This window comes from Streptomyces sp. NPDC031049 (assembly GCF_055571015.1).
In genome coordinates this window covers 1-25,787 of the sequence record NZ_JBVIGC010000031.1, presented here as the reverse complement: position 1 = coordinate 25,787, position 25,787 = coordinate 1, and the positions used below count along the sequence as shown (strand labels likewise).

The following is a 25,787-nucleotide window of genomic DNA, read 5'->3' as shown; positions in this document are numbered from 1 at the left end:
ACGGGCCTTGCACCAAGTGTGGTCGCCGACGATGCCCAATCTCAACAGTGGTACTTGTCGGCGATGAAGACCGACGAAATGTGGAAGGTGAGCACCGGCAAGGGCGTGAAAGTCGCCGTCATTGACACAGGGGTCAACCCGAGTACGCCCTCGCTCAGGGGACAAGTACTTGTCGACGAAGTACCTAAGGGGCTGGCCTACAAGGCGACTGAGGACTACGTGGGTCACGGCACGACCATGGCAGAGCTGATTGCCGGCACTGGCTCGGGCGGTGGTCTCAAGGGACTGGCTCCGGGAGCGAAGATCGTTCCCTATCGGATTGCACTGACCGGTCCGAACCACCCCACCATGGTGGAGAACGCCCCTGACGTCGCACGCGTGATCCGAGCCGTGGCTGACAGCGACGTGAAGATCATGAGCATGTCTTTCGGTGTCGACGCCGAGGACCCGGACCAGTTGGCGGCAATCAAGTACGCCCATTCCAAGGGGAAGCTGATGTTTGCCGCGACGGGAAACGATGCCGAGGAGGGCAGCCCACTGGGGTACCCCGCGGCGTATCCCTATGTCGTCGGCGTAGCCGCCACGGACAAGGCCGGAAAGGCCGCGAAGTTCTCAGAGCACGGCAACTACGTCGACCTTGCGGCCCCGGGCACGAACATGCCTGTCTGGTGTGACGAGAACTTCCGTTCGTACTGCGACCACGGGGGAGGCACGAGTTCCGCCACCGCCCTCACCTCCGCCTCCGCCGCCCTCATCTGGTCCGCCCACCCCGACTGGACCGCCAACCAGGTGCTCGGCAGCCTCATCGACACCGCCGGCCGCGACTGGGCCAAGGACAACCCGAGCACCTACCTCGGCTACGGCCTGATCCGCCCCCGCAAGGTCCTGGAGAACAGCGACTTCAAGCCCGGCCCGCCGAACACCGACCCCCTCGCCAAGGAGAACGCCGCAGGCGTCCTGGACGAATCCGGGGAGCCGGTCAGCGCCTCCACCTCACCGGACCCCAAGCCCTCGAACGACACGTCGGACGGCCAGGCCTCCGCGACGGGCTCCGAGGCGGACGCCTCCGGCAACACCACGCTCTGGGTGACCCTGGGCACCGTGGCGGCCGTCCTGGTGATCGGTGGCGGCGCCTTCGCGGTGGTCCGCTCACGGCGAGGCGCATAGAGACACCCCCATCGGAACCGACCCCTACCACCACGCGGTGACACACAGCAGCAACTCACCGTTCTCACGAAGGGACTTGCCGACATGACTGACGGCCGCAAGCTTTACGAGGCCCAGGTACAGAAGCTCCAGACCAACGTCATCGACCGCTACGACTCGATCAGGGCCTCGCTCGCCAGGCTCCAGGGCACGATCGACATGATCGAGAAGAGCTGGACCGGCCAGGGCGCCCTCGCCTTCGACAAGAAGCAGACCGAGATCAACTCCCACATGGCCGCGATCGGCCGGATGCTGGACGAGTTCCTCGAGGGCATCCAGATGAACAAGACCGACAAGCGCAAGCTCGAGGACCAGATCGAGGCCGACATCGCCCAGATCTCGGTGGAAGACCTGGGCGGCAAGACCTCGGCGCTCAGCAAGTACTGACCCGAGCCACCGACCACCACCCGCCGGCCCTCAGAGAAACGAGGAAGACATGCCCACTCCGCACTACGACGAACTCGCCGTCAAGTACGGCACGATGGACGCGCTCGCGACCGAACTCGGCGACCAGGCCAAGAAGCTCGAGGAGGACCTCGAGGCCCTGAAGAAGGCCGTGCTGGACGCAGCCGCGGGCTGGGGCGGTGAAGCGTACGAGGAGTTCACCAAGAAGTCCAAGGAGTGGGACCGCCACGCCTCCGGCATCCACCAGGCCCTCGTCAGCATCAGCAAGCGCGTCGGCCTCGCCGGCGGTGACTACCGCGGCGGCGACCTGAAGGGCGCCAGCTACTTCATGTAGGGCGTCCCCGAGCCAACACGAACGACGACAGGGTGGGCATGCGCGGGAGGTGCCCACCCTGTTCTGTGTGGTGCGATGGTTCCAGGGATTCCGAGCTCTCCTGGCCAGCGGGGATGCCGGAGATGGTGTGTGGGAGAGGATGGCCTCAGCGGGTCTGACCGGGCATCCTGGGTGGAGTTGCGCCGTGTCACCCCTCGCTGCCGTCTGGTCCTTCTGAAGTAGGGGGCGCTGCAACCAAACCGCTCACGGCATGTGACGCAACTCGTAAGGCGCCTCAAGACCAGTCATTAAAGGATTCCTTAGCTTCGCGGTACAAAACCTCGAGGCGACGCCCGTCATGCGCTCCCACCTTTTGTGCTTGGCTGCTGATGGTGCTTCTCAGGCTGGGCCATCCATACTTCTCGGCATCTCCGGAAGAGGTCTCCACGGCAATACTGGCCAGTATCCCTGCGGCCCGCCCGGATTCTCGCATCACTCCAAGGGGCCTGTCCGTGTCGCCTGAGGGGGCGCTCGTGAAGTCGGTGCGCGTGAGCGTGCCGATTTGCTGGACGATGTGGTTGCGCTGAGATGCGTAGACGGTGGCGAAAGCGTCAGGGTCCGTCGCCAGTTCGACAAGGAAGTCCTTCAGGGTTTCGGACGACACGTCCAGGTCGTTTGGAGCCGTGGAAAAACTGGGGCTCGAAAAATCTACGTCTGTGCGAAGAATTTCGGACACGTCGAACGAGTAGTGAGTGAGTGCGTTCGCCAGGTTCTGGCGAATTTCTTCCGGTACGCCGGGTGATTCGCGCCCCGCGTAGGTGCTGATGACGCGCTCTGTCGTTCTCACCTGCTCTGCGGAGTGCCTGGAGGCCCTCTGCGGAGCAGCCTGCCCCGCAGGGCGCCCGGTCATGGCCGTCTCCAGCTCGTCACCGCACTCCTCGAGCGGCCGCGCCTTCTGCTCCTCGGCCGGCGAGATGAGAGACCAGCAGAGGCCTTCACCAGGATCAGGCGAGTCGTCTCTCGACAAGAAGAAGGCGCTGCCACCAACGACAAGAGCGGCGATGGCCGCTGCCGAGGTCACAAGAGGCGCTCGACGGAGCCGTCGAGTGCTTCCGGGTGCGTCGTTCATCAGCCCTGCTCCCCCGTGGATCCCTTGGCTCCGAGAAGGCCGTCACCGTAGGCGCCCCTGGCCGTCGCCGTCAGATCGGACATCCTTCCTCCGGTCGCCGTGATCTGCTCTTCCGTGACCCCGACGTCCATGGCCTGTTGATGGATCATGTTCCGCAGGCGGGGATAACCGTGATCTTCGTAGTGGTTGATCAGTTGTTCTCTGGTTCGGTTGGTGACCTCGTTGTTGAGATCCTCCGCCTGCTTGCCCGTCCCGATGTCGATCAGCCGCTGCACACTGTCGCCGATCACCGGGAAACCGGTGACTGCGGCGCCGTAGACGTGGTACTTGTAAGTCTTGTTCCAGTTGTTTGTTCCGATTTCGCTGTCGCGCTGGTCGATCAAGACATCCGCCCGAACTTGATCGAGGCTGCCCATGACATGTCCGGCTTCCCTGTAGACGCCATTGGCCTTGTCGGTTTGGTTTGTGTTTTCGGTCGGCGGGGCCAACAGGTCGTCCTTGGTCAAATCGCCGATCTGAGCGGCGGCGAAAGACACTTGTGAATCGTGAACAGTCCTGTAGGCGCCACCGTCTGCGGACACCTCGCGAATGAACCTGATCAGCGATGTGTCTTTGATGTCGAGGTCGTTGGGCTCAGTGGAAAGTTCGGAGCCGGAGAAGTCGGCATCCTTTCCAAGGATCTGGTACACGTCGCTGGGGTAGTACGCAATGGCGTTGGCGAAGTTCTGACGCATGTTTTGGGGGATCGCGTTGCCCTGATCCTTGATGCCCGCATCCCCGTAGGACCTCACCATTTCTTCGAAAATCCTGGTCTCTGCGGGCGAATGCTGTGAGTAACTGTCCGACGGGGGAGTGGTTCCAGGGGCGTAGCCGGTCATCGCGGCCTCCAGAGCTGCGCCGAAGCCGGAGAAGCTGTCGGCGTCCTGGATGTCGCGGCGGTAGACCGAAACGCCGTCCTTCATACTCGTCTGGTATTCGTTGACGAGATTCCAGTCGCGGTCCACCTGGAGGTAGTGGAGCCTGTCCTTCCCTGCCTGATGGGCCGGGTCGAAGTATGCTGTCGCCGCATCCGGATGCTTGCTCATGACGCCGAGCAGGCCGTCCAGCGGGTCGTTGGCGAACCATCCGTCGGTCTTGCCCGGCGCCGACGAGTCGAACTTGTGATCCATGTCCCAGGCGTCCGGGTCACCGCCGAGCTTCGGGTCTTCCACGCTGCGGATCTGGTCGGCCATTTCATGAAGAAAGGCGCCGCTGTAGTTGCCGCCGTGCTGCATCAGGGTAACGATGCTCTGATAGCCACGTGCGCCGTCACCCCCGATGGTGATGCTGTGGAGGTCCGCGGTCTTGAGGGCGTACTCCTTGGCCCCGGCCGACTCCAGCTGCTCGAACCACTTGTTGTAGAAGGCTGCGTCGCTCGTGACCTTCCAGTTCTGGAAGGCTTTGGCGTACTCCTTGGTGCCGAGTTTGAGCTGTGTGTCCTTGGACCCAGGTGGAAGCGGCCGCCCATCCGTCCCGAACGTCGGCACCCTGGTGGCCGTTGCGAGCGTTTCCGCCAGACCCTTCTGAATTCCAAGAAACGCCTTCTTCTCGCCCTTGGCGTCGAAGTAGGCCAGGTCGTTCAGGCGATTGGTGAGCCGGATCGTTCCGTCGACGCCAAGGCTGTTCAAGAAGGTCTGGCTGAACGCCTTGTTGCCCGAGTTGTCGCGGAAGGCGCGGTCGAGTTCGGCGAGCTGAGCCGCCGGGATCTTCTCGCCGCCCGCAAGGCGTGTCGCGATGTCCTTGGCGTTCTCTGCCTCGTACTTCTCGATGTCGCCTTTCGCCTGGCCGTTGAAGCCATTGAGTGTCCCGTCGGTGGCGTCGGAATCGATGACGACGGCGTTGAAGGCGATCTCCACGCCCTTGTCCGCGTCGGTCACATCCTTGACAAGCCGGTCGATGCGGTCCTGCCAGGACCGGACGCTCTTCCGGACGCTCTCCTGGAAGTCAGGATCGTGACGGTAGGCGGCGCGGCTGCCCTCGCTGAGTCGTTCGGTGTCGTAGACAACAACGCCTTGGTCGGACACCTTCATCCCGGCTTCGATGGCTTCTTGGCGGGCAGTCCTGAGCTTGCCCCGCAGGTCGACGAACTGGGTGTGCGCATCACGGAGAAGGGAGGCGATGGCCTTCGCCTCGGTCTGGGCGTTCTGATATTCCTTGAGGGTGATGTCGAAGCGCCGGTTGGCGGCGTCCGCACTCAGTCCGAGCCAGGACTGGCCCATGGATATGCCGTGCACATCCCGCTTGTAAGCCTTCTCCTGCTTCTCGAACTCCTTGGCCATGTCGTCCCAGCCGTCGGCCGCCGTGGTGAGCGCGGACAGGTCGGTCGTCATGATCTCGTGGTACGTCGGCATGGGTCCCCGTTGAGCGCGTTGACGTGAACGATCGTTGGCGGAAGTGGGCGGCGACTCAGTAGGCGTCGAGGTTGGACGACTTGCGCACTCCCAGTCCCACGCCGAAGTCGGTGTTCTGGAAGAGGATGTTGGTGCTGCGCAGAGCTTCCTTCTCGGATGCCAGGCGATTCATCAGGTTCTGTACCTGCTCGCCCCAGGTCTTGTGAGCCTTCTTCAGCGCCGTCGAGGTGACCCAGCCGTCACCGTCCTTCGCCGCGAATGCCTTGACCGCGCTGTTGGTCTTCTCGTCCGCCCAATCGCCCGCCTTACGGGTGTCGGGCTCGATGTGGTCCTGGAGGGCCTTGGCCGCGGCCTTCTTCTGTGCGGGGGTGGATGCGAGGTCCTTTTGGCCGCCCCCGACCGGTCCCGGGGAGCCTCCCGGATCGGCCGGATACTGATTCAATCGCATTCCGACCGGTTGACTCACCCCACCGTCGTACTGCCCTGGGACAGACTCCGTCATGACTCCATGGCCCCCGTCGTCCGGTTCGATTGGCGTGCCCTCGACAGGGTAACAACGCGATCTCCGGTGCCGGCCTCTAGGCCCAGTGCCCGGAGGCCTCCCTGTGTCCAGGCGGACTCATCGCAGCAAAGTGCCTGAACCGGAACGTTCTGCTCAGCTCAGCATGTCCAGCGCGAACACGGAACCGCCCATGAAAATCCGCACCCAGCCCATGACCCGGAATGTGACCGAGGAGCCGATCATCGGCATACGGCGAGCCGCCAGCTGCTGTGCCCGGTCGGCCAGCCCCTTGAAGTTCAGGGCGAAGAGACAGCCGAGGAAGAGGAAAGGCAGCGGCGCTGGGTCCATTGTGTCCACCGGCTGCTCCCGTGCGGCGCGGCATCTACTTGGGTTTGGTCCTGGTGAAAGCCACGGCGGACGGAAACGGGACCCGTCCGCCGTACCGACGCACGGTGGCGTCACGAGCCCCTTCGGATGTCAATCCCTGATGCCGCCCGATTCGAAGTAGTCGATGCTCGTGAACCACCACACGGCGATAGCCGCCATCGTGCCCGCAAGGAGGAGCAGCACCGCGCGCCTTGCGCGATAGCCCGACTCGGACGGCTCATGGGCTTCCGGATCGCTGAAGCGCCGGGCCTGGAAGCGCCACCACAGAGCCTTCTGATCGGCCAGCCCCATGCCGCCGAGCCACAGGGCGAGCAGGACCAGTACGACACCGACCCCGGCCATCAGAGCCCCTCCTCCGCCACCAACCCCGTCTGCACCAGCGGCCGCCCCCGCCGCCGCGACACGAACACGCCGCGCCCCGGAGGCATCGGCCGGGGACGGACGCCGCCCAGGACGTCGCCCTCGGCCGGGTCGCCCGCCAGGACCACGCCCTGGGCGCCCAGCTCCTTGATGCGCTGCATGAACGCCTCGTAGGAGGCGCGGCTCGCGCCGGCGGTGGAGCGGGCGAGGATGAAGCGCACGCCCACGTCGCGGGCGAACGGCAGCAGTTCCGTCAGCCCGCTCAGCGGATTGCCGCTGGACGTCGCGACCAGGTCGAAGTCGTCGATGACCACGTACACCGTCGGCCCCTGCCACCAGCTGCGGTCCCGCAGCTGCTGCGGGGTGACGTCGGCGGTCGGCGTGCGGCGCTTCATCAGGTCGGCCAGGGCCACCATGTGGTGCTCCATGGCGTTGGACATCGGGATGTACTCGGCGAGGTGCGAGTCCGGGGTGACACCCAGCAGCGAACGCCGGTTGTCCACGACGAACAGCTTGCACTCGTCACCCGAGTAGCGCGTCGTCAGCTGCTTGATCAGCAGCCGCAGCAGGTTCGACTTGCCGGACTCGCTCTCGCCGAAGACGAGGAAGAACGGGTCCTGGTCGAAGTCGACGAAGACGGGCTCCAGGTTGTCCTCGTCCAGCGCGAACGCGACACCGCGGCGCGGGAAGCGGTTCCCCGCGGGCAGTTGCTCCGCGGGGAACTCGCGCGGCAGCAGCCGGACCTCCGGCGCCCCCGGCGCCTGCCAGTGCCGGGACACCTCGGCCGCCAGCGCCGCCGTGGCGTCCGCCAGGTCCGTGTCGGAGGTCAGGCCGTCGATGCGCGGCACCGCCGCCATGAAGTGCAGCTTCTGCGGCGACTGACCCCGGCCGGGCACCCCGGTGGGCACGTTGGCGGCCACCTTGCGGTCCAGCTCGGAGTCCATCGTGTCGCCGAGCCGCAGCTCCAGCCGGTTCAGCAGGCTGTCCTTGAGCGCCGAGCGCACCTCCATCGAACGGGACGCCGACAGGACCAGGTGGATGCCGTAGCCGAGGCCCCGGGCGGCGATGTCGAGAATCACCGGATCGAGTGCCTCGTACTCGGTACGGAAGTTGGCCCAGCCGTCGACGACCAGGAAGACGTCGCCCCACGGCTGGTCGGTGACCGAGATCTCGCCCCGCGCGCGGCGGGTGCGGAACTCGGCGATGGAGGAGATGCCCGAAGCGCGGAAGTATTCCTCACGGCGGGCCAGGACGCCGTAGACCTCCGCCACCGTGCGCCGCACCTTCTCCGGGTCCAGCCGGGAGGCGATACCGCCGACGTGCGGCAGCCCGGCCACCGCGGACATGCCGCCACCGCCGAAGTCCAGCCCGTAGAACTGCACCTCGTGGGGCGTGTGGGTGAGCGCGAAGGAACAGATCAGCGAGCGCAGCAGCGTCGACTTGCCGGACTGCGGACCACCGAGGATCTGCATGTGGCCGGCCGCGCCGGAGAAGTCCACCCACAGCGGGTCACGGCGCTGCTCGAACGGCTTGTCGACGATGCCGACGGGCACCACGAGCCGCCCGGCCCCCTCGTAGCCGGGCTGGGTCAGGCCCCGGCCCTCCACGGCCGTCAGACCCGGCAGCAGCCCGTCCAGCGACGGCGGGCTGTCCAGCGGCGGCAGCCACACCTGGTGGGCGGCCGGCCCCTGCGCCTCCAGCCGGCGCACCACCACGTCCAGCACGGTGTCCGCCAGCGCGTCGTCCACGTCGCCGGCGCCGTCCGCCGCGTTCGTGCCCTGCCGCGGCACCGGCGCGTACCGCACCGGCACCTCCGCCGCGGTGAACAGCACCGGCCGCCGGTCCACCGGCAGCGGGCCGCCCGCCGACGCGTTCCGCTGGGAACCGGACCGGTAGACGCCGGAGACGTACGCCGCCTTGAAGCGGACCATCTCGTCGGTGCCGAACTTCAGGAAGCCGGACCCGGGCACGTTCGGCAGCTCGTACGCGTCCGGCACACCCAGCGCCGCGCGCGACTCGGCGGCCGAGAACGTGCGCAGACCGATGCGGTACGACAGATAGGTCTCCAGGCCGCGCAGCCGGCCCTCCTCCAGCCGCTGCGAGGCCAGCAGCAGGTGCACGCCCAGCGACCGGCCGATGCGGCCGATCTGCACGAACATGTCGATGAAGTCAGGCTTCGCCGTCAGCAGCTCGCTGAACTCGTCGATGACCAGCAGCAGCGACGGGATGGGCTGGAGCGGGGCACCCGCCGCGCGCGCCTTCTCGTAGTCGTGGATGTTGGCGTAGTTGCCCGCGTCCCGCAGCATCTCCTGGCGGCGGTTGAGCTCGCCGCGGATGGAGTCGCCCATGCGGTCGACGAGGGTGAGGTCGTCGGCCAGGTTGGTGATCACGGCCGCGACGTGCGGCATCTGCGCCATACCGGCGAAGGTGGCACCGCCCTTGAAGTCCGCGAGCACGAAGTTCAGCGTCTCGGAGGAGTGGGTGACGGCCAGGCCCAGCACCAGCGTGCGCAGCAGCTCGGACTTGCCGGAACCCGTGGCGCCCACGCACAGGCCGTGCGGGCCCATGCCCTCCTGCGCCGCCTCCTTGATGTCGAGCATCACCGGGCGGCCGTCCTCGCCGACGCCGATCGGCACCCGCAGCCGCTCCGCCTGCGACCGGGGCCGCCAGGTGCGCCGGGTGTCGATAGAGGCGGCGTCGCCGAGGTTCAGCAGGTCCGTGAACTCCAGGTTCGCCAGCAGCGGTTCGTCGTCGTCGCCGCCCGAGGCCATGCGCAGCGGCGCCAGCTGCCGGGCCAGCGCCTCGGCGGACTCGTACGACAGGGCGTCGGGCGTCCCCTCGTAGACGGCGCCGTGCGCCGACTCCAGGCGCACCGCGTGTGGCCGTACGACGACGGAGAGGTCACCGCGGACCCCGGTCGGCTCGCCCTCGCCGACCTCCACGAGCGTCACGCCCTGGAGGCCTTCGGGGCTCGCCAGCATGGACTCCGGCGGCAGGGACACGCCGTCGAGGACGACGACGATGTGCGGGGTCTCGGGCAGGGGAGCTGCGTTGGGGTGGAAGCGGGGCCGCCCGGACAGCCGCGAGGCCAGCAGGTCCTCGATCTCCCGGGGGTCGCCGCTGATCAGCCGGCGCGAGCCGGCGCCGTCCGCGGCACCGGACACCTGCACGTGCGGCAGCCACTTGGCCCACTCCCAGTGCGGCAGCGCCTCCCGGCTCGCCGCGACGGCGACGATCAGGTCCTCGGGGGAGTGCAGCGAGGCGAGCGAGCCGGTCAACGCGCGCGCGGAGGACCGTACGGACTGGGGTTCACCGCCGAGGGTGACGTGGTAGAAGGCGCGCAGGGAGACCGCCATCGGCAGGTCGTCCAGGGTGCTGTGGACCGCGACGAACCGCTGCATCGCACCCGCCGTGAGCGGCTCCAGCTGATCGACCGGGGCGGTCTCCGGAGCGACCAGGGGGGTGGCCAGGGGCTGCGGGCCGAGGCCGATCCGCACCTGCGCGAAGTCCTCGTCGCCGGGCCGCCGTTCCCACACCCGGCTGCCCTCGGCGACCAGCGCCCACAGCTGCTCGGGGGAGGGGTGCAGGTAGTACTGGGCGTCACGCTGCGCCTTCGCCGTCTCCAGGGTGGTCCGGCGGGTCTGCGACAGATAGCTCAGATAGTCGCGGCGCAGGTCGGCGAGCTGGCCCTGGGAGCCGCGGCGGAAGCGGACCACCATCGCGATCGACATGGCGATCGTCGACGCGATCATCACCATGCCCATGATGCGCATGAAGGGCTGTCCGCTGGTGAAGAAGAAGACGACCGAGCCGCCCATGCCGAGCGTCGGCAGCAGCTGCATCAGCACGCTCTCGTGCTGATTCCGCGGCAGTTCGGGCGGTGGCTGGACGGCCACCTTGCCCGTGGGCACCGCTGGCGGCAGCGCCCGAGGCGGACGCTTGACGACGATCTGGCTCACACTTCACCAATCCCCTTGCCGGCCCGCCGGATTTGCCGTCCGCCACCCCGTGTCAGGCGGACGAGGGCCGCCGCGCGATCCTACTGATCCCACCACATGCGGGCGGGCGGTAGGGTGCCGGATGTTCGCGTGAGCACACGGGAACTGGACGGACGGATGCGGGCATTCCGTACGTTGTGGCGCGGTGCGCGGACGCCGGGCCCGGCCGCGCGGCCCCTCGTCCGCCCCGCACCGACCGGTCCCGTGGCGGACGCCGGGAAAGCGGCGCAGGACTTTCACATCGCGGACACACGAGCGGCACTGACGCCGGCGGCACCGACGCCGACGGCAGTGACACGGGCAGTAGTGGCTCGAGCAGTAGTGACACCAGCAGTAGTGACGCAAGCAGCACTGAGGGGGAGCAGCAGGTGAGCATGACGGCCTCCACGGCGGCCACCGGAACGGGCGGACCGGGCCAGGCAGCCCCTGCCGGGGCGGCGACGGGGCTCGGGTTCTGCCGTGTCACCATCGTCGCGCCGGACAGCCGGATCGACGTGGCGCTCCCCGACGACGTCCCGGTCGCCGACCTCTACCCGGAGATCCTCCGGCTCTCCCGGCAGACCGCCGCCGAGGGCGCGCCGGTCGGCTACCACCTCGTCCGTCGGGACGGAACCGTCCTGGACAGCTCCCGGTCCTTCGCGGCCCAGCGCATTCTCGACGGTGAACTCCTCACCCTCCGCCCGTTCTCGGAGTCGCTGCCGCCGGCCGTGTTCGACGACGTCTCCGAGGCGGTCGCCTCCGCGGTGACCCGGGACCGCTCCCTGTGGAGCGGCGACCTCACCCGCGCCGCCGGCCTGATCGGCGGCGGAGTGCTGCCCGCCCTGCTCGCGTTCGTCGCCTGGAACGCCGACCCACGGCACGACATGCACAGCCTGCCCGGCATCCTCGCGGGCATCGCCGGTGTGGTCCTCGTCGTCCTCGGCTGCGTCCGCGCCCGTGTCTACGACGACCGGGGCGCCGCCATCGCCCTGGGGCTCGGCGCCCTCCCCAACGTCGGCGTGGCCGGCTCCGGCCTGTTGTCGCTCTCCGAGGGCCAGGGCATCGGCAAGCTCCAGTTCCTGCTCGCCTGCGCGTCCGTGCTGGTGGCCTCGGTGATCCTCACCCTGTGCTCCCCGCGCGGCGACGGCCAGTTCGTCGCCTGCACGACCGCGTCCGGTCTCGCCCTGCTCATCACCTTCCTGGCGCTCATGCTGCACTGGACCCCGGCCGAGATCGCCGCCCTGTGCGCGCCCGTGGCCATCGGCGCCCTCGCCTTCCTGCCGGGCATGTCCATGCGCTTCGCCCGTCTGCCCATCGGCTTCGAGGCGCCGGACACCGCCCCGCGCAGCGCCTACGGCAGCGACCCCGAGCCGCAGGAACCGGTGGACGCCGAACGCATCGAGGCCCAGGCCCGCCGCGGGCACGAACTGCTCGTCGGCCTGGTCGGCGGCTGCTCGCTGCTCGCCGTGGGCTCCGCCCTCGTCCTCAGCTTCGCCGACGGCCTCTGGGCCCAGCTGCTGGCCCTGGCCACCGCGATCGCCCTGCTGATGCGCGCCCAGCTGTTCCGTTACACCGCCCAGGTCGCCACCGTGCTGGCCGCCGGACTCGGCTCCCTGATCGCGCTGGGCCTCGGCCTGGCGCTCAACCCGCCGAACGCCGCGGTCCGCGACGCGCTGGCGGGGGACCGCGGCGATCTGGACCTCCGTACGATCTGGCTCGTCGCGGCCATCGCGGTGGCGGCGGCGCTGATCACCTCCATCGGCCTGATGGCCTCACGCAGCGGCCTCACCCCCTTCTGGGGCCGCTTCCTGGAGATCGCCGAGGCCTTCGTCCTGCTGACCCTGGTCCCGCTGGCGCTCGCCGTCTTCGACGTCTACGCGTCCGTGCGGTCGATGACGGGATGACGGGCCGGCCGACGAGCCCCCGGCGCGACACGTGATCGTCGCGCCGGCACCGTGCGCCTCCGACACCGTGCGCCTCCGACGACGTTCCGGCAGAAAGCGATCCGCGTGAGCTTCGGTCCGCCCCCCCGCCATGCAGCCGCCCCAGAGCCCCCCGCCGGCCCCGCCCGCCCCACCGGGGCGCCGGGGACGAGGCCGTCGGGCGCTCCTGGGGCTGGTCGCGCTCGTCCTGGTGGGAGCGCTGGGCACGGGCGGATGGCTGCTGTGGGGCGGCCCGAGCGCGGGAGGGCAGGACTCCGGCAAACCCCGGCGGGCCGATGCCCCGGGCCGCCTGGACGTCCGCGAAACGGTCGAGAAACGTCCCGCCAGCACCACCGGCGAGATGGCCTTCCGCTTCTCCGTGGACGACATGGTCCCCGGCGAACACAACGAGATGCCGGGCATGTGGGCCACCGACAAGATCCTGGCCAAGGGCATCAAGCGCACCCTCGCCGGCTACCGCATCGGCACCGACGCCGACATCGGCGACGAGGCCTGGCGGCACCGGCTCGGCGGCTGGATCTGCGGCTACACCCGCCATGTCACCGTCGAGAACCGCACCCCCGTCCTCTTCCGCAACAACGACGAAGAGGACTCGCTCTGCAACCACGTCGCCTTCGTCGACCTCGACGAGGGCCGCAAGATCTGGGAGCACCGTTTCCCGGCCTCCGCGGCGGGCCCGGCGCAGGGGGCGCCCGAGGACGCCGGCGTCCAGGACCGGCCGAGCGTGACCCTGACGTCCGGGACGGTCACCGTGACCTGGGGCGGCGGCACCGTCGCCTACGGCATGGACCGCGGCGAGAAGCGGTGGAGCACCACGGTCGCCGGCCGCTGCCAGGACATGGGCGCCGCCGGCGGTCGCGCCCTCCTGGTCCGCGAGAAGTGCTGGAGCGCCGACGACAACCCCACCGCCGAGTACTGGCAGCTGGTCAGCTACACCCTGCGCAAGGTCGACCCGGACACCGGCCGCACCCTGTGGTCGTACGAGGCGCCCAAGGGCATCCGCGACCTCAGCGTGCCGTCCACCGACCCGCCCGTCGTCGCCGTCGCCGGCGGGGAGACCGAGATCACCGAGCTGATCTCCCTCGACGACAAGGGAAAGAACCGCGCGACGGTGCGGCTGGGCGACGGGACCTACGTCGGCGAGTGCTTCTACGGCGACTACACCGTCATCGACTACTGCCCGACCATCGCCGTCGGCGCCGGCCAGGCCTTCCTGCGCAGCAAGGACCAGAAGGGGAAGCAGATCTCCAACTGGGCCATCGGCTTCGACCTGGCCACCGGCAACACCACGACGAAGTTCGACTCGGGGCCGGGCTCGCTCCTCTATCCGCTGCGGATGAGCGGCGACCAGCTCCTCGCGCTGCGGCTGAGCGACGACCGCATCACACCGAACGCGCTGGTCGCCCTGGACCCCGCCACGGGCCGGCAGACCCCGTACTTCTACTTCGCCCTGCCCGTCGAGGCGGAACTGCTCACGACGCCGGACTCCAACGACATCCTCGTCCAGGACGGGCGCCTCTTCTTCGGCGCCAGGGCCGCGACCGGACCCAGCGGCACCGACAAGCAGTGGACGTACCTGGTGCTGGGCGTCGGCGGCGGCAGGGCGGAACAGCCGTGACCGTCCTCGGCCCCCGCCGCCCGCCCCCTCTCACCCGGCCCCGCCCCCCTCACCCCCCACCGTCGGCTCCAGGTCGAACTCCCCGTCCCGAGCCCCCAGCACGAACGCCCGCCACTCCGCCTCCGTGTAGCGCAGCACGGTGTCCGGGTCGAGGGACGACCGCATGGCCACGGCGCCGCCGGGCAGGTAGGCGATCTCCACCCGCTCCTCGTGCTCCTCGGTACCCGGCGCGCTGTGCCACTCGACGCCGGAGATGTCCAGGGCGTACAGCTCGTCCCGCTCCCGCTCCTTGCGGGCCCTGACGTCCTCCTCCCGCTCCCCGCGGGCGTTGACGTCCTTGTTCACTTCGGCCATCGCGCAGCGACCCCTTCCCGCCCGTGCCGCACCGGGCACTGTCTGTGATCCGTTCACCCTAGTGGCCGCGGCCGCTGTGGCCGGCCGGTTCCGGGGGCCCGCGCGGGACGGCCGCCGGTGGCTGGTACTGTGGGTGACGGCCGTTTGTGTACGCACCCCCGGAGCAGCCCCTGGCGCTCTGGAGGCCGCGCCCAGCGGATCCCCGCCTTCCGAGTCACGGAAGATCCCCCGAGAAGCAGACCGGGGGCACTCGGTGGCCATTCACAGACCAATGAGGAGTACGCGTGTCGCTCGACGCCGCTACGAAGAAGCAGATCATGGCCGAGTTCGGTACCAAGGAGGGTGACACCGGCTCCCCCGAGGTCCAGGTCGCCCTGCTGTCCCGCCGGATCTCCGACCTGACGGAGCACCTCAAGACCCACAAGCACGACCACCACTCCCGTCGTGGTCTGCTGATCCTGGTCGGTCAGCGTCGTCGCCTGCTGCAGTACCTCGCCAAGAAGGACATCCAGCGCTTCCGTACGCTGGTCGACCGCCTCGGCATCCGCCGTGGCGCGGCGGGTGCCAAGTAAGACGCCGTGAAGGGAGCGGTTCCCATCGTTCGGGGGCCGCTCCCTTTGCTGTACGTGCGCGGTGACACCGCGGCTTTGTAGTGTGGTAGCACAACGTACAAGGCGCGACGCACCGCGTACGTCGTACGAAGGCACGCCCGGCGCGTCCCCGTACGACACAACGAACGAACCGCACAAGACGTACGACCCGCACAACCCGTACAACTCGCGAGTAGTACGAGACGAGCCAGAAGAAGAGGGGAAGCGCACCTCGCCGCCGCCGGTCCTCGGTAGTGGCCCCCGGGCAAGAGCCCCGGGTGCTTCGATCGAAGACCGGCCCGCACCGGACGGAGCGCTTCTCCGCACCGTCCCCCCGCCACACGGGCGTGGAGGGACGAAAGACGACAAGTAACGGAGAAGAACGCTAGTGGAGAACGAGACCCACTACGCCGAGGCCGTCATCGACAACGGCGCTTTCGGTACCCGCACCATCCGCTTCGAGGCGGGCCGCCTGGCCAGGCAGGCCGCCGGTTCCGCCGTGGCGTACCTGGACGACGACACCATGGTGCTGTCGGCCACCACCGCCTCCAAGCAGCCCAAGGACCAGCTCGACTTCTTCCCGCTGACGGTGGACGTCGAGGAGCGGATGTACGCCGCCGGCAAGATCCCCGGCAGCTTCTTCCGCCGCGAGGGCCGCCCCTCCGAGGACGCGATCCTGACCTGCCGCCTGATCGACCGCCCGCTGCGCCCGTCCTTCAAGAAGGGCCTGCGCAACGAGATCCAGGTCGTCTGCACGGTCATGGCGCTCAACCCCGACCACCTGTACGACGTCGTGGCGATCAACGCCGCCTCCGCGTCCACGCAGCTGGCCGGTCTTCCCTTCTCCGGCCCGATCGGCGGCGTCCGCGTCGCGCTGATCCGCGGCCAGTGGGTGGCCTTCCCGACGCACACCGAGCTCGAGGACGCCGTCTTCGACATGGTCGTCGCGGGCCGCGTCCTGGAGGACGGCGACGTCGCGATCATGATGGTCGAGGCCGAGGCCACCGAGCAGACCGTCAAGCTGGTCGAGGGCGGCGCCGAGGCGCCCACCGAGGAGATCGTCGCCGCCGGTCTTGAGGCCGCGAAGCCCTTCATCAAGGTGCTCTGCAAGGCCCAGTCGGACCTGGCGTCCAAGGCCGCCAAGCCGACCGGCGAGTTCCCGATCTTCCTGGACTACCAGGACGACGTGCTCGAGGCGCTCACCGCCGCCGTCAAGCCGGAGCTCGCCCAGGCGCTCACCATCGCCGGCAAGCAGGAGCGCGAGGCCGAGCTGGACCGCGTGAAGGCGCTCGCCGCCGAGAAGCTCCTGCCGGAGTTCGAGGGCCGCGAGAAGGAGATCTCCGCCGCGTACCGCTCGCTGACCAAGACCCTGGTCCGTGAGCGCGTCATCAAGGAGAAGAAGCGCATCGACGGCCGCGGTGTCACCGACATCCGCACCCTGGCCGCCGAGGTCGAGGCCATCCCGCGGGTGCACGGTTCCGCCCTGTTCGAGCGCGGCGAGACCCAGATCCTGGGCGTCACCACGCTGAACATGCTCCGCATGGAGCAGCAGCTGGACACCCTCTCCCCGGTGACCCGCAAGCGCTACATGCACAACTACAACTTCCCGCCGTACTCCACCGGTGAGACCGGCCGCGTCGGCTCCCCGAAGCGCCGCGAGATCGGCCACGGTGCCCTCGCCGAGCGTGCGCTCGTGCCGGTGCTGCCGACGCGCGAGGAGTTCCCGTACGCGATCCGTCAGGTGTCCGAGGCCCTCGGCTCCAACGGCTCGACGTCCATGGGCTCGGTCTGCGCCTCCACCATGTCGCTGCTGAACGCCGGTGTGCCGCTGAAGGCCCCGGTCGCCGGCATCGCCATGGGCCTGATCTCCCAGGAGATCGAGGGCGAGACCCACTACGTCACCCTCACCGACATCCTCGGTGCGGAGGACGCCTTCGGCGACATGGACTTCAAGGTCGCCGGCACCAAGGAGTTCGTCACCGCCCTCCAGCTCGACACCAAGCTGGACGGGATCCCGGCCTCCGTCCTGGCCGCGGCCCTCAAGCAGGCCCGCGACGCCCGCCTGCACATCCTCGACGTGATGATGGAGGCCATCGACCGGCCCGACGAGATGTCCCCGCACGCCCCGCGGATCATCACCGTCAAGATCCCGGTCGACAAGATCGGTGAGGTTATCGGCCCCAAGGGCAAGATGATCAACCAGATCCAGGAGGACACGGGCGCCGAGATCACCATCGAGGACGACGGCACGATCTACATCGGCGCCGCCGACGGCCCCTCCGCCGAGGCCGCCCGCGCCACGATCAACGGCATCGCCAACCCGACGATGCCCGAGGTCGGCGAGCGCTACCTCGGTACGGTCGTGAAGACGACCACCTTCGGCGCGTTCGTCTCCCTGCTCCCGGGCAAGGACGGCCTGCTGCACATCTCGCAGATCCGCAAGCTGGCCGGCGGCAAGCGCGTGGAGAACGTCGAGGACGTCCTCGGCGTGGGCCAGAAGGTCCAGGTCGAGATCGCCGAGATCGACTCCCGCGGCAAGCTCTCCCTGATCCCCGTGATCGAGGGCGAAGAGGACACCGAAGAGAAGAAGGACGACGCCGACCAGTGACGTCCCGTAGCTCCCAGGCGACGGCCCGCACCTCCTCGGAGGCGCGGGCCGTCGCCCGTACCCAAACCCTGATCAAGGGCGAGAACGGCATCGGCACGGTCCGCAAGACCACCCTCCCGGGCGGCCTGCGCGTCGTCACCGAGACCCTGCCCTCGGTCCGCTCCGCGACCTTCGGCATCTGGGCGCACGTCGGCTCCCGCGACGAGACCCCGTCGCTCAACGGCGCCACGCACTACCTGGAGCACCTGCTCTTCAAGGGCACCTCCCGGCGCAGCGCCCTGGACATCTCCGCCGCGATCGACGCGGTCGGCGGCGAGATGAACGCGTTCACGGCCAAGGAGTACACGTGCTACTACGCGCGTGTGCTCGACGCCGACCTGCCGCTGGCCATCGACGTCGTCTGCGACATGCTGACCGGCTCCCTGATCCTGGAGGAGGACGTCGACGTCGAGCGCGGCGCCATCCTCGAGGAGATCGCCATGACCGAGGACGACCCGGGCGACTGCGTGCACGACCTGTTCGCGCACACGATGTTCGGCGACAACCCGCTCGGCCGCCCGGTCCTCGGCACCGTCGACACGGTCAACGCCCTCACCGCCGACCGCATCCGCCGCTTCTACAAGAAGCACTACGACCCGACCCACCTGGTCGTGGCCGCGGCCGGCAACGTCGACCACAACAAGGTCGTGCGCCAGGTCCGCGCCGCCTTCGAGAAGGCCGGAGCCCTCAAGGACGCCACCGCCGTGCCCGTCGCCCCGCGCGGTGGCCGGCGGACCCTGCGCACCGCCGGCCGCGTCGAGCTGATCGGCCGCAAGACCGAGCAGGCCCACGTCATCCTCGGCATGCCGGGCCTGGCCCGCACCGACGACCGCCGCTGGGCCATGGGCGTCCTCAACACCGCCCTCGGCGGCGGCATGTCCTCCCGCCTGTTCCAGGAGGTCCGCGAGAAGCGCGGCCTGGCCTACAGCGTGTACTCCTACACCTCCGGCTTCGCCGACTGCGGGCTGTTCGGCGTGTACGCGGGTTGCCGGCCCTCCCAGGTGCACGACGTGCTGAAGATCTGCCGCGACGAACTCGACCACGTCGCCGAGCACGGCCTGTCCGACGACGAGATCGCCCGCGCCATCGGCCAGCTCAAGGGCTCCACGGTCCTCGGCCTGGAGGACACCGGAGCGCTGATGAACCGCATCGGCAAGAGCGAGCTGTGCTGGGGCGAGCAGATGTCCGTCGACGAGATGCTGTCCCGGATAGCGTCGGTGACGCCCGACGACGTCCGCGCGGTCGCCCGCGACGTCCTGGGCCGGCGGCCCTCCCTGTCGGTCATCGGCCCGCTCAGGGACAAGCAGGCCTCGCGGTTGCACGACGCCGTGGCATGACCCCCTCCAGCCGTAAGTCAGCGTAAGTCAGCCGTAAGGAAGCAACAGACATGAGCAAGCTGCGCGTGGCGGTCCTCGGTGCCAAGGGCCGGATCGGGTCCGAGGCGGTACGGGCGGTCGAGGCCGCCGAGGACATGGAACTGGTCGCCGCCCTCGGCCGGGGCGACAAGCTGGAGACACTGGCCGACGCCGGCGCCCAGGTCGCGGTCGAGCTGACCACCCCCGACTCGGTCATGGACAACCTCGACTACTGCGTACGCCACGGCATCCACGCCGTCGTCGGTACGACGGGCTGGACCGACGAGCGCCTCACGCGGCTGAAGGGCCGGCTCGCCGACTCCCCGGAGACGGGCGTGCTCATCGCGCCCAACTTCTCCATCGGCGCGGTGCTGACCATGAAGTTCGCGCAGATCGCCGCCCCGTACTTCGAGTCCGTCGAGGTCGTCGAGCTGCACCACCCGAACAAGGTCGACGCGCCCTCCGGCACCGCCACGCGCACCGCCCAGCTCATCGCCGAGGCCCGCCGCAAGGCCGGCAGCGCCCCGGCGCCGGACGCCACGGCCACCGCCCTGGACGGCGCCCGCGGCGCGGACGTCGACGGGGTACCGGTGCACGCGGTCCGGCTGCGCGGTCTCCTCGCCCACCAGGAGGTCCTGCTCGGCGGCGAGGGCGAGACCCTCACCGTCCGGCACGACTCGCTGCACCACAGCAGCTTCATGCCGGGCATCCTGCTGGGCGTCCGCCGTGTGGTGACCGCCCCGGGTCTGACCTTCGGTCTGGAACACTTCCTGGACCTGGGCTGACACGAGGTTCGACACCATGCGCGCGAAGATCTCCTACGCCGTCACGGCCGCCGTCCTGGTCGTCTACTTCGTCCTGGTCGGCAGCCGCGGCGTGCTGCTCATCGAGACCGGTACGCCCCTGACCGTGACGTTCGGCGTAGCGGTGCTGGTCCTGCCGGTGATCGGCATGTGGTTCCTGTGGAAGAACACCCAGTTCGTCCGCAAGGCCAACCAGCTCGCCGCCGAGCTGGACGCCGAGGGCGGGCTGCCCGTCGACGAGCTGCGGCGCACGCCGAGCGGCCGTATCGACCGGGACTCCGCCGACGAGGTCTTCGCCCGGCGCAAGGCCGAAACGGAGGCGGCGCCGGAGGACTGGCGCAGCTGGTTCCGTCTCGCCGTGGCCTACCACGACGCCCGTGACACCCCGCGCGCCCGCAAGGCGATGCAGCGGGCGATCGCCCTCCACGACGGCACCGCCGACAGGCGCGAGCCCACCGACGGCGGCGAGCCCACCGACGGCGGCAAGCACGCCGAGGCCGCCTGAGCCGACGGGCCCGCGCCGCACCCCGGCAGGCCCCCGAGACGCCGGTGGCCCTGCCGCATCCGCGGCAGGGCCACCGGCGTCTCGGGGACGTGCTCAGCCGCGCCGGTACTCCGCGGCCCACGCCTCCACCGAGTCCGCCGCCCGGTCGAAGGCCTCCTCGCGGGCCAGGAAGTCCGCGTTGTGCGTGGTCAGCAGCGGCGGCAGCGCATCGGCACCCTGCCCCCGGCGTACGAGGGTCAGCGCCTGCCCCTGCACCGTGCGCGGCAGCCCCAGCCAGCGCACCGGCTGCTGCACCGTCCGCACCTGGTCGACCTGGCCCCAGGGCAGGGTGCGGGTGGTGAAGAATCCGACGTGGCGCAGGCCGTGCGCGCTCACCCACACGCCCATGCGCAGCAGCCGCAGGGCACAGGCGATGACGACGGCGGCGATGCCGAAGACGGCACCGGCGCCGGACAGCGTGCCCGCCGCCGCGATGATGACCGCCGCGAACAGCACGTAGGACGCGAGCAGCAGCATCACCGCCGCGGTCCCCACCCGCCACGGACCGGGGCGGTACGGCCGGCGCCAGCGGTCCTGGTCGTCGTGGGGCAGCGCGACGTCGTCGGCCGCGTCGAAGGCGCGGTCGGCCGTCAGGAAGGGCAGGGGCACGGCGGAACCTCACTCTGTCCGGGCGTGGGCTGTGCCCGGTGAGGTTATCCACCTGTGTCACCGGTCACCACCCTCGGGGGCCCGGATGGAGTCAGGCCCGGGTACGGGCCGGCGCCGTCACGGCTCAGCGCCCGTCGGACGCCTGTGACTGCTGGGTCTGCGGTGCGGGGTGGTCGAGTGACAGGGCGGGCATCCCGATGACCAGGGAGCCCACGAGCCCGGCGACGATGGTCACGCCCAGGAGCCAGCGCCCGGCTATCTGGCCGAAGGTCGCCCGCTCCCGCGGCGGGGGAGTGACATTGCTGCGGAACCTGTCGGCGTCGGCGACGAAGGCGAACGGGACGGGCTCACGCCGGCGGTACATCGGGGTGCGTCTCCTTCCGGGGACAGAGCGGAAGATGTGTCATGGATACAGACGAACGAACACCACCGAAGGTGCCCCGTTTCGCCGACTTCATCGCGCCACGGCACCGATCGCCCCGTTCGGCGGGCCGTAGAGTGGCGTCCGCAAGCGACGAGATGGGAAGGCCCACCACACCGTGTCCGATACGCCCGAAGCAGACTTCAAGATCGAACTGCGCAGCGACGTCACCGTCGAGCTGGTCAAGCACACCGCCTCCGACGCCGACGTGCTGTTCGCCGCCCGCGTCTCGACCATCGGCGAGCAGTCCCTGGACGAGCTGAACAAGGACCCGGAGCGCTCCAAGGGCCTGATCAACTACCTCATGCGGGACCGGCACGGCAGCCCGTTCGAGCACAACTCGATGACCTTCTTCGTCAGCGCCCCGATCTTCGTCTTCCGCGAGTTCATGCGGCACCGGGTGGGTTGGTCGTACAACGAGGAGAGCGGTCGCTACCGGGAGCTCCAGCCCGTCTTCTACGTCCCCGACGCCTCCCGCAAGCTGGTCCAGGAGGGCCGCCCCGGCAAGTACCGGTTCGTCGAGGGCACCGAGGCCCAGCAGGAGCTGGTCGGCCGCGCGATGCAGGACTCCTACCAGCAGGCGTACGCGACCTACCGCGAGATGCTCGCCGCCGGCGTCGCCCGCGAGGTCGCCCGCGCGGTGCTCCCCGTCGGCCTGTACTCGTCCATGTACGCCACCTGCAACGCCCGCTCGCTGATGCACTTCCTCGGCCTGCGCACCCAGCACGAGCTGGCCAAGGTCCCCTCCTTCCCGCAGCGGGAGATCGAGATGGTCGGCGAGAGGATGGAGGCCGAGTGGGCCCGGCTGATGCCGCTGACCTACGCGGCGTTCAACGCCAACGGACGCGTGGCCCCGTAACGCACCGTCCGGCCCTCCCCACAGGCACACATGTACGCATCAGCCTCACGCGGTGTCCGTATTGCGGCGTTTTGTGAAGTTCATCTAGCCTGATCACACGGACCCGGCACTGCTTGAACCCCCGAGCAGGCAGTGCCGGGCTCCGCCTCCGCCGCCCGCGCCGCCTCCCCCGAGGGCAGACCCCGGACCGAGCAACGAGTAGCGTGTAACCCATGGCTCCGACCTCCACTCCGCAGACCCCCTTCGGGCGGGTCCTCACCGCCATGGTCACGCCCTTCACGGCGGACGGCGCACTCGACCTCGACGGCGCGCAGCGGCTCGCCGCCCACCTGGTGGACGCAGGCAACGACGGCCTGATCATCAACGGCACCACCGGCGAGTCCCCCACCACCAGTGACGCGGAGAAAGCGGACCTCGTACGAGCCGTCCTGGAGGCAGTCGGCGACCGTGCCCACGTCGTCGCCGGCGTCGGCACCAACGACACGCACCACAGCATCGAGCTGGCCCGGGCCGCCGAGCGCACCGGCGCCCACGGCCTCCTCGTGGTCACCCCGTACTACAACAAGCCCCCGCAGGAGGGTCTGTACCGGCACTTCAAGGCCATCGCCGACGCCACCGGGCTGCCCGTCATGCTCTACGACATCCCCGGCCGCAGCGGCGTCCCGATCAACACGGAGACCATCGTCCGTCTGGCCGAGCACCCGCGGATCGTGGCCAACAAGGACGCCAAGGGCGACCTCGGCCGCGCCAGCTGGGGCATCGCACACTCCGGCCTCGCCTGGTACTCCGGCGACGACATGCTGAACCTCCCCCTCCTCTCGGTGGGCGCGGTCGGCTTCGTCTCCGTCGTCGGCCACGTCGTCACCCCGGAGCTGCGGGCCATGGTCGACGCCTACGTCGCCGGCGACGTGCACAAGGCCCTGGAGATCCACCAGAAGCTGCTCCCGGTCTTCACCGGCATGTTCCGCACGCAGGGCGTCATGACCACCAAGGCCGCGCTCGCCCTCCAGAACCTGCCCGGCGGACCGCTGCGCCCTCCGATGGTCGAGCTGACGCCGGAGGAAACCGAACAGCTGAAGATCGATCTTGCCGCCGGCGGGGTACAGCTCTGACATCGGACTTCGAGGGAGCGCACCCGCCCGGGCGACCGCGCTTCACGACTTCACAACTGAATAGGCAGGCCACCGGTGCCTGCACCCCCACACGACAATTGCTTCTGCACGAACGTCACGCGCGCCACGTGCCACACCGGTACGTGGCGCGCGTGGTGAGGAGAGTCTTTTGAGTCATCCGCATCCCGAACTGGCCCCGCCGCCGCCGCTCCCCGAAGGCGGCCTGCGGGTCACGCCGCTCGGCGGCCTCGGCGAGATCGGCCGCAACATGACGGTCTTCGAGTACGGCGGCCGCCTGCTGATCGTCGACTGCGGAGTGCTCTTCCCCGAGGAGGAGCAGCCCGGAATCGACCTGATCCTGCCGGACTTCTCGTCCATCCGGGACCGCCTCGACGACATCGAGGGCATCGTCCTCACCCACGGTCACGAGGACCACATCGGCGGCGTCCCGTTCCTCCTGCGCGAGAAGCCGGACATCCCGCTGATCGGCTCCAAGCTCACCCTGGCCCTCATCGAGGCCAAGCTCCAGGAACACCGCATCCGCCCGTACACCCTGGAGGTGGCGGAGGGACAGCGCGAGCGCATCGGCCCCTTCGACTGCGAGTTCATCGCCGTCAACCACTCCATCCCGGACGCCCTGGCCGTCGCCGTCCGCACCCCCGCGGGCATGGTGGTCCACACCGGCGACTTCAAGATGGACCAGCTGCCGCTGGACAGCCGCCTCACGGACCTGCACGCGTTCGCCCGGCTCAGCGAGGAGGGCATCGACCTCCTGCTGTCGGACTCCACGAACGCCGAGGTCCCGGGCTTCACCCCGCACGAGCGCGACATCTCCAACGTGCTCCGCCAGGTCTTCGCCGGCGCCCGCAAGCGGATCATCGTGGCGAGCTTCGCCAGCCACGTCCACCGCATCCAGCAGATCCTGGACGCGGCGCACGAGTACGGCCGCAGAGTCGCCTTCGTCGGCCGCTCCATGGTCCGCAACATGGGCATCGCCAGAGACCTCGGCTATCTGAAGGTCCCGCCGGGCCTGGTGGTCGACGTCAAGACGCTGGACGACCTCCCGGACAGCGAGGTGGTGCTCGTCTGCACGGGCTCCCAGGGCGAACCGATGGCGGCGCTGTCCCGCATGGCCAACCGGGACCACCAGATCCGCATCGTCGAGGGCGACACGGTGATCCTGGCCTCGTCCCTGATCCCCGGCAACGAGAACGCGGTCTACCGCGTGATCAACGGACTGACCCGCTGGGGCGCCAACGTCGTCCACAAGGGCAACGCCAAGGTCCACGTCTCGGGCCACGCGTCCGCGGGCGAGCTGCTGTACTTCTACAACATCTGCCGCCCGAAGAACCTGATGCCGGTCCACGGCGAATGGCGCCACCTGCGCGCCAACGCGGAGCTGGGCGCCATGACCGGCGTCCCGCACGACCGCATCGTCATCGCCGAGGACGGAGTGGCGGTCGACCTCATCGAGGGCAAGGCCAAGATCTCCGGCAAGGTCCAGGCCGGATACGTCTACGTCGACGGCCTCTCGGTCGGTGACGTGGGCGAGCCGGCCCTGAAGGACCGCAAGATCCTCGGCGACGAGGGCATCATCTCGGTCTTCGTGGTCATCGACTCCTCCACCGGGAAGATCACCGGCGGCCCGCACATCCAGGCCCGCGGCTCGGGCATCGACGACTCGGCGTTCGGCGACGTGATCCCCAGGATCACCGAAGCGCTGGAGCGTTCCGCGCAGGACGGTGTCGTCGAACCCCACCAGCTCCAGCAGCTGGTGCGTCGCACCCTGGGCAAGTGGGTCTCCGACACCTACCGGCGCAGGCCGATGATCCTGCCTGTGGTCGTGGAGGTCTGACGGCCCGTCGGCTCGCCGTCCGCGCCAACAAGGGGCGGGGCGCCTCGATTTGCATCCGGGCGCCCCGCTCCAGTACGTTTGCAACTCCGCTCGGACGGGCACCCGACCACCTCATGGGGTCGCGACGGCCCGGCAGGGGCGGGAAATTCCGACTCAGAATCTCTGATAAAGTCGGAACCGCCGGAAAGGAAACCGCGAGAGCGGAAACCTGGAAAGCACCGAGGAAATCGGATCGCAAAGATCTGATAGAGTCGGAAACACCGAAGGGAAGCGCCCGGAGGAAAGCCGCGAGAGACTCTCTCGGGTGAGTACAAAGGAAGCGTCCGTTCCTTGAGAACTCAACAGCGTGCCAAAAGTCAACGCCAGATATGTTGATACCCCGTCTCTCCCGCTCGGGAGGACGAGGTT

Annotated in this window: 22 protein-coding genes; 13 read left to right on the top strand and 9 right to left on the bottom strand. The window is 69.1% G+C overall.

Annotated features, from left to right (window positions below):
* Nucleotides 1–63: 63 nt before the first annotated feature.
* From ACZ45Q_RS33000 to ACZ45Q_RS32990, 3 genes are all read left to right on the top strand, one after another.
* A complete protein-coding gene (locus tag ACZ45Q_RS33000; RefSeq protein ID WP_468268503.1) occupies nt 64–1,167 on the top strand; it encodes a S8 family serine peptidase in 1,104 nt (367 codons plus the stop codon).
* An 84-nt stretch (nt 1,168–1,251) separates the two neighbouring features.
* Nucleotides 1,252–1,593: a WXG100 family type VII secretion target gene (locus ACZ45Q_RS32995; protein ID WP_468268500.1), complete on the top strand. Its 342-nt coding sequence runs from the start codon at nt 1,252–1,254 to the stop codon at nt 1,591–1,593.
* A gap of 49 nt (nt 1,594–1,642) precedes the next feature.
* A complete protein-coding gene (locus tag ACZ45Q_RS32990; protein WP_468268497.1) occupies nt 1,643–1,945 on the top strand; it encodes a WXG100 family type VII secretion target in 303 nt (100 codons plus the stop codon).
* 274 nt (nt 1,946–2,219) lie between these two features.
* Here the strand turns inward: ACZ45Q_RS32990 and ACZ45Q_RS32985 are convergent, their stop codons facing one another.
* The 6 genes from ACZ45Q_RS32985 to eccCa all read right to left on the bottom strand — a co-directional run bounded on the left by ACZ45Q_RS32985 (nt 2,220) and on the right by eccCa (nt 10,651).
* On the bottom strand, nt 2,220–3,053 hold the full coding sequence (locus ACZ45Q_RS32985) for a hypothetical protein (RefSeq protein ID WP_468268494.1): 834 nt from the start codon (nt 3,051–3,053) through the stop codon (nt 2,220–2,222).
* Nucleotides 3,053–5,422: a DUF6571 family protein gene (locus ACZ45Q_RS32980; protein WP_468268492.1), complete on the bottom strand. Its 2,370-nt coding sequence runs from the start codon at nt 5,420–5,422 to the stop codon at nt 3,053–3,055. The genes ACZ45Q_RS32985 and ACZ45Q_RS32980 overlap by 1 nt, the downstream gene beginning before the upstream one ends.
* A 76-nt stretch (nt 5,423–5,498) precedes the next feature.
* A complete protein-coding gene (locus tag ACZ45Q_RS32975) occupies nt 5,499–5,945 on the bottom strand; it encodes a hypothetical protein (RefSeq protein WP_468268490.1) in 447 nt (148 codons plus the stop codon).
* Between the two features lie 153 nt (nt 5,946–6,098).
* Nucleotides 6,099–6,302, bottom strand: a complete 204-nt coding sequence (locus ACZ45Q_RS32970) for a hypothetical protein (protein WP_468268488.1) — start codon at nt 6,300–6,302, stop codon at nt 6,099–6,101.
* A gap of 120 nt (nt 6,303–6,422) precedes the next feature.
* Nucleotides 6,423–6,674: a hypothetical protein gene (locus tag ACZ45Q_RS32965; RefSeq protein WP_468268485.1), complete on the bottom strand. Its 252-nt coding sequence runs from the start codon at nt 6,672–6,674 to the stop codon at nt 6,423–6,425.
* Complete coding sequence (gene eccCa / locus ACZ45Q_RS32960; protein WP_468268482.1) at nt 6,674–10,651, bottom strand: type VII secretion protein EccCa; 3,978 nt, start codon at nt 10,649–10,651, stop codon at nt 6,674–6,676. The genes ACZ45Q_RS32965 and eccCa overlap by 1 nt, the downstream gene beginning before the upstream one ends.
* Nucleotides 10,652–11,058: 407 nt before the next feature.
* Between eccCa and eccD the strand changes: the two genes are divergently transcribed.
* Nucleotides 11,059–12,573, top strand: coding sequence for a type VII secretion integral membrane protein EccD (gene eccD, locus ACZ45Q_RS32955; RefSeq protein WP_468268480.1), 1,515 nt, complete (start codon nt 11,059–11,061; stop codon nt 12,571–12,573).
* Between the two features lie 229 nt (nt 12,574–12,802).
* Complete coding sequence (locus ACZ45Q_RS32950) at nt 12,803–14,230, top strand: outer membrane protein assembly factor BamB family protein (protein ID WP_468268477.1); 1,428 nt, start codon at nt 12,803–12,805, stop codon at nt 14,228–14,230.
* 30 nt (nt 14,231–14,260) lie between these two features.
* Here ACZ45Q_RS32950 and ACZ45Q_RS32945 read toward each other — a convergent pair whose 3' ends face one another.
* On the bottom strand, nt 14,261–14,584 hold the full coding sequence (locus ACZ45Q_RS32945; RefSeq protein WP_468268474.1) for a DUF397 domain-containing protein: 324 nt from the start codon (nt 14,582–14,584) through the stop codon (nt 14,261–14,263).
* 284 nt (nt 14,585–14,868) lie between these two features.
* Between ACZ45Q_RS32945 and rpsO the strand changes: the two genes are divergently transcribed.
* From rpsO to ACZ45Q_RS32920, 5 genes are all read left to right on the top strand, one after another.
* Nucleotides 14,869–15,156 (top strand): 30S ribosomal protein S15, encoded by a 288-nt coding sequence (rpsO, locus tag ACZ45Q_RS32940; protein WP_031118350.1) that lies wholly within the window; start codon nt 14,869–14,871, stop codon nt 15,154–15,156.
* A gap of 406 nt (nt 15,157–15,562) precedes the next feature.
* Entirely contained in the window at nt 15,563–17,782 is a 2,220-nt protein-coding gene (locus tag ACZ45Q_RS32935) for a polyribonucleotide nucleotidyltransferase (RefSeq protein ID WP_468268469.1), read from the top strand.
* The gene (locus ACZ45Q_RS32930; RefSeq protein WP_468268466.1) at nt 17,779–19,158 is read left to right on the top strand and encodes a M16 family metallopeptidase; all 1,380 of its coding nucleotides are present in this window, start codon (nt 17,779–17,781) and stop codon (nt 19,156–19,158) included. Before ACZ45Q_RS32935 ends, ACZ45Q_RS32930 begins: the two co-directional genes overlap by 4 nt.
* A gap of 50 nt (nt 19,159–19,208) precedes the next feature.
* Nucleotides 19,209–19,961 (top strand): 4-hydroxy-tetrahydrodipicolinate reductase, encoded by a 753-nt coding sequence (dapB, locus tag ACZ45Q_RS32925; RefSeq protein WP_468268463.1) that lies wholly within the window; start codon nt 19,209–19,211, stop codon nt 19,959–19,961.
* A gap of 16 nt (nt 19,962–19,977) precedes the next feature.
* Nucleotides 19,978–20,484, top strand: a complete 507-nt coding sequence (locus ACZ45Q_RS32920) for a tetratricopeptide repeat protein (protein ID WP_468268460.1) — start codon at nt 19,978–19,980, stop codon at nt 20,482–20,484.
* 93 nt (nt 20,485–20,577) lie between these two features.
* Here ACZ45Q_RS32920 and ACZ45Q_RS32915 read toward each other — a convergent pair whose 3' ends face one another.
* Together ACZ45Q_RS32915 and ACZ45Q_RS32910 are read right to left on the bottom strand one after the other, a co-directional pair.
* On the bottom strand, nt 20,578–21,132 hold the full coding sequence (locus ACZ45Q_RS32915; RefSeq protein ID WP_468268457.1) for a hypothetical protein: 555 nt from the start codon (nt 21,130–21,132) through the stop codon (nt 20,578–20,580).
* Between the two features lie 124 nt (nt 21,133–21,256).
* Complete coding sequence (locus tag ACZ45Q_RS32910; protein ID WP_468268454.1) at nt 21,257–21,496, bottom strand: hypothetical protein; 240 nt, start codon at nt 21,494–21,496, stop codon at nt 21,257–21,259.
* A 175-nt stretch (nt 21,497–21,671) separates the two neighbouring features.
* On the opposite strand from ACZ45Q_RS32910, the gene thyX reads away from it, so the two are divergent.
* The 3 genes from thyX (at nt 21,672) to ACZ45Q_RS32895 (ending at nt 25,379) form a co-directional block, all read left to right on the top strand.
* A complete protein-coding gene (thyX, locus tag ACZ45Q_RS32905) occupies nt 21,672–22,412 on the top strand; it encodes an FAD-dependent thymidylate synthase (protein ID WP_468268451.1) in 741 nt (246 codons plus the stop codon).
* A gap of 212 nt (nt 22,413–22,624) precedes the next feature.
* The gene (dapA, locus tag ACZ45Q_RS32900; RefSeq protein ID WP_468268448.1) at nt 22,625–23,524 is read left to right on the top strand and encodes a 4-hydroxy-tetrahydrodipicolinate synthase; all 900 of its coding nucleotides are present in this window, start codon (nt 22,625–22,627) and stop codon (nt 23,522–23,524) included.
* Between the two features lie 169 nt (nt 23,525–23,693).
* On the top strand, nt 23,694–25,379 hold the full coding sequence (locus tag ACZ45Q_RS32895) for a ribonuclease J (protein WP_468268445.1): 1,686 nt from the start codon (nt 23,694–23,696) through the stop codon (nt 25,377–25,379).
* Nucleotides 25,380–25,787: the final 408 nt, after the last annotated feature.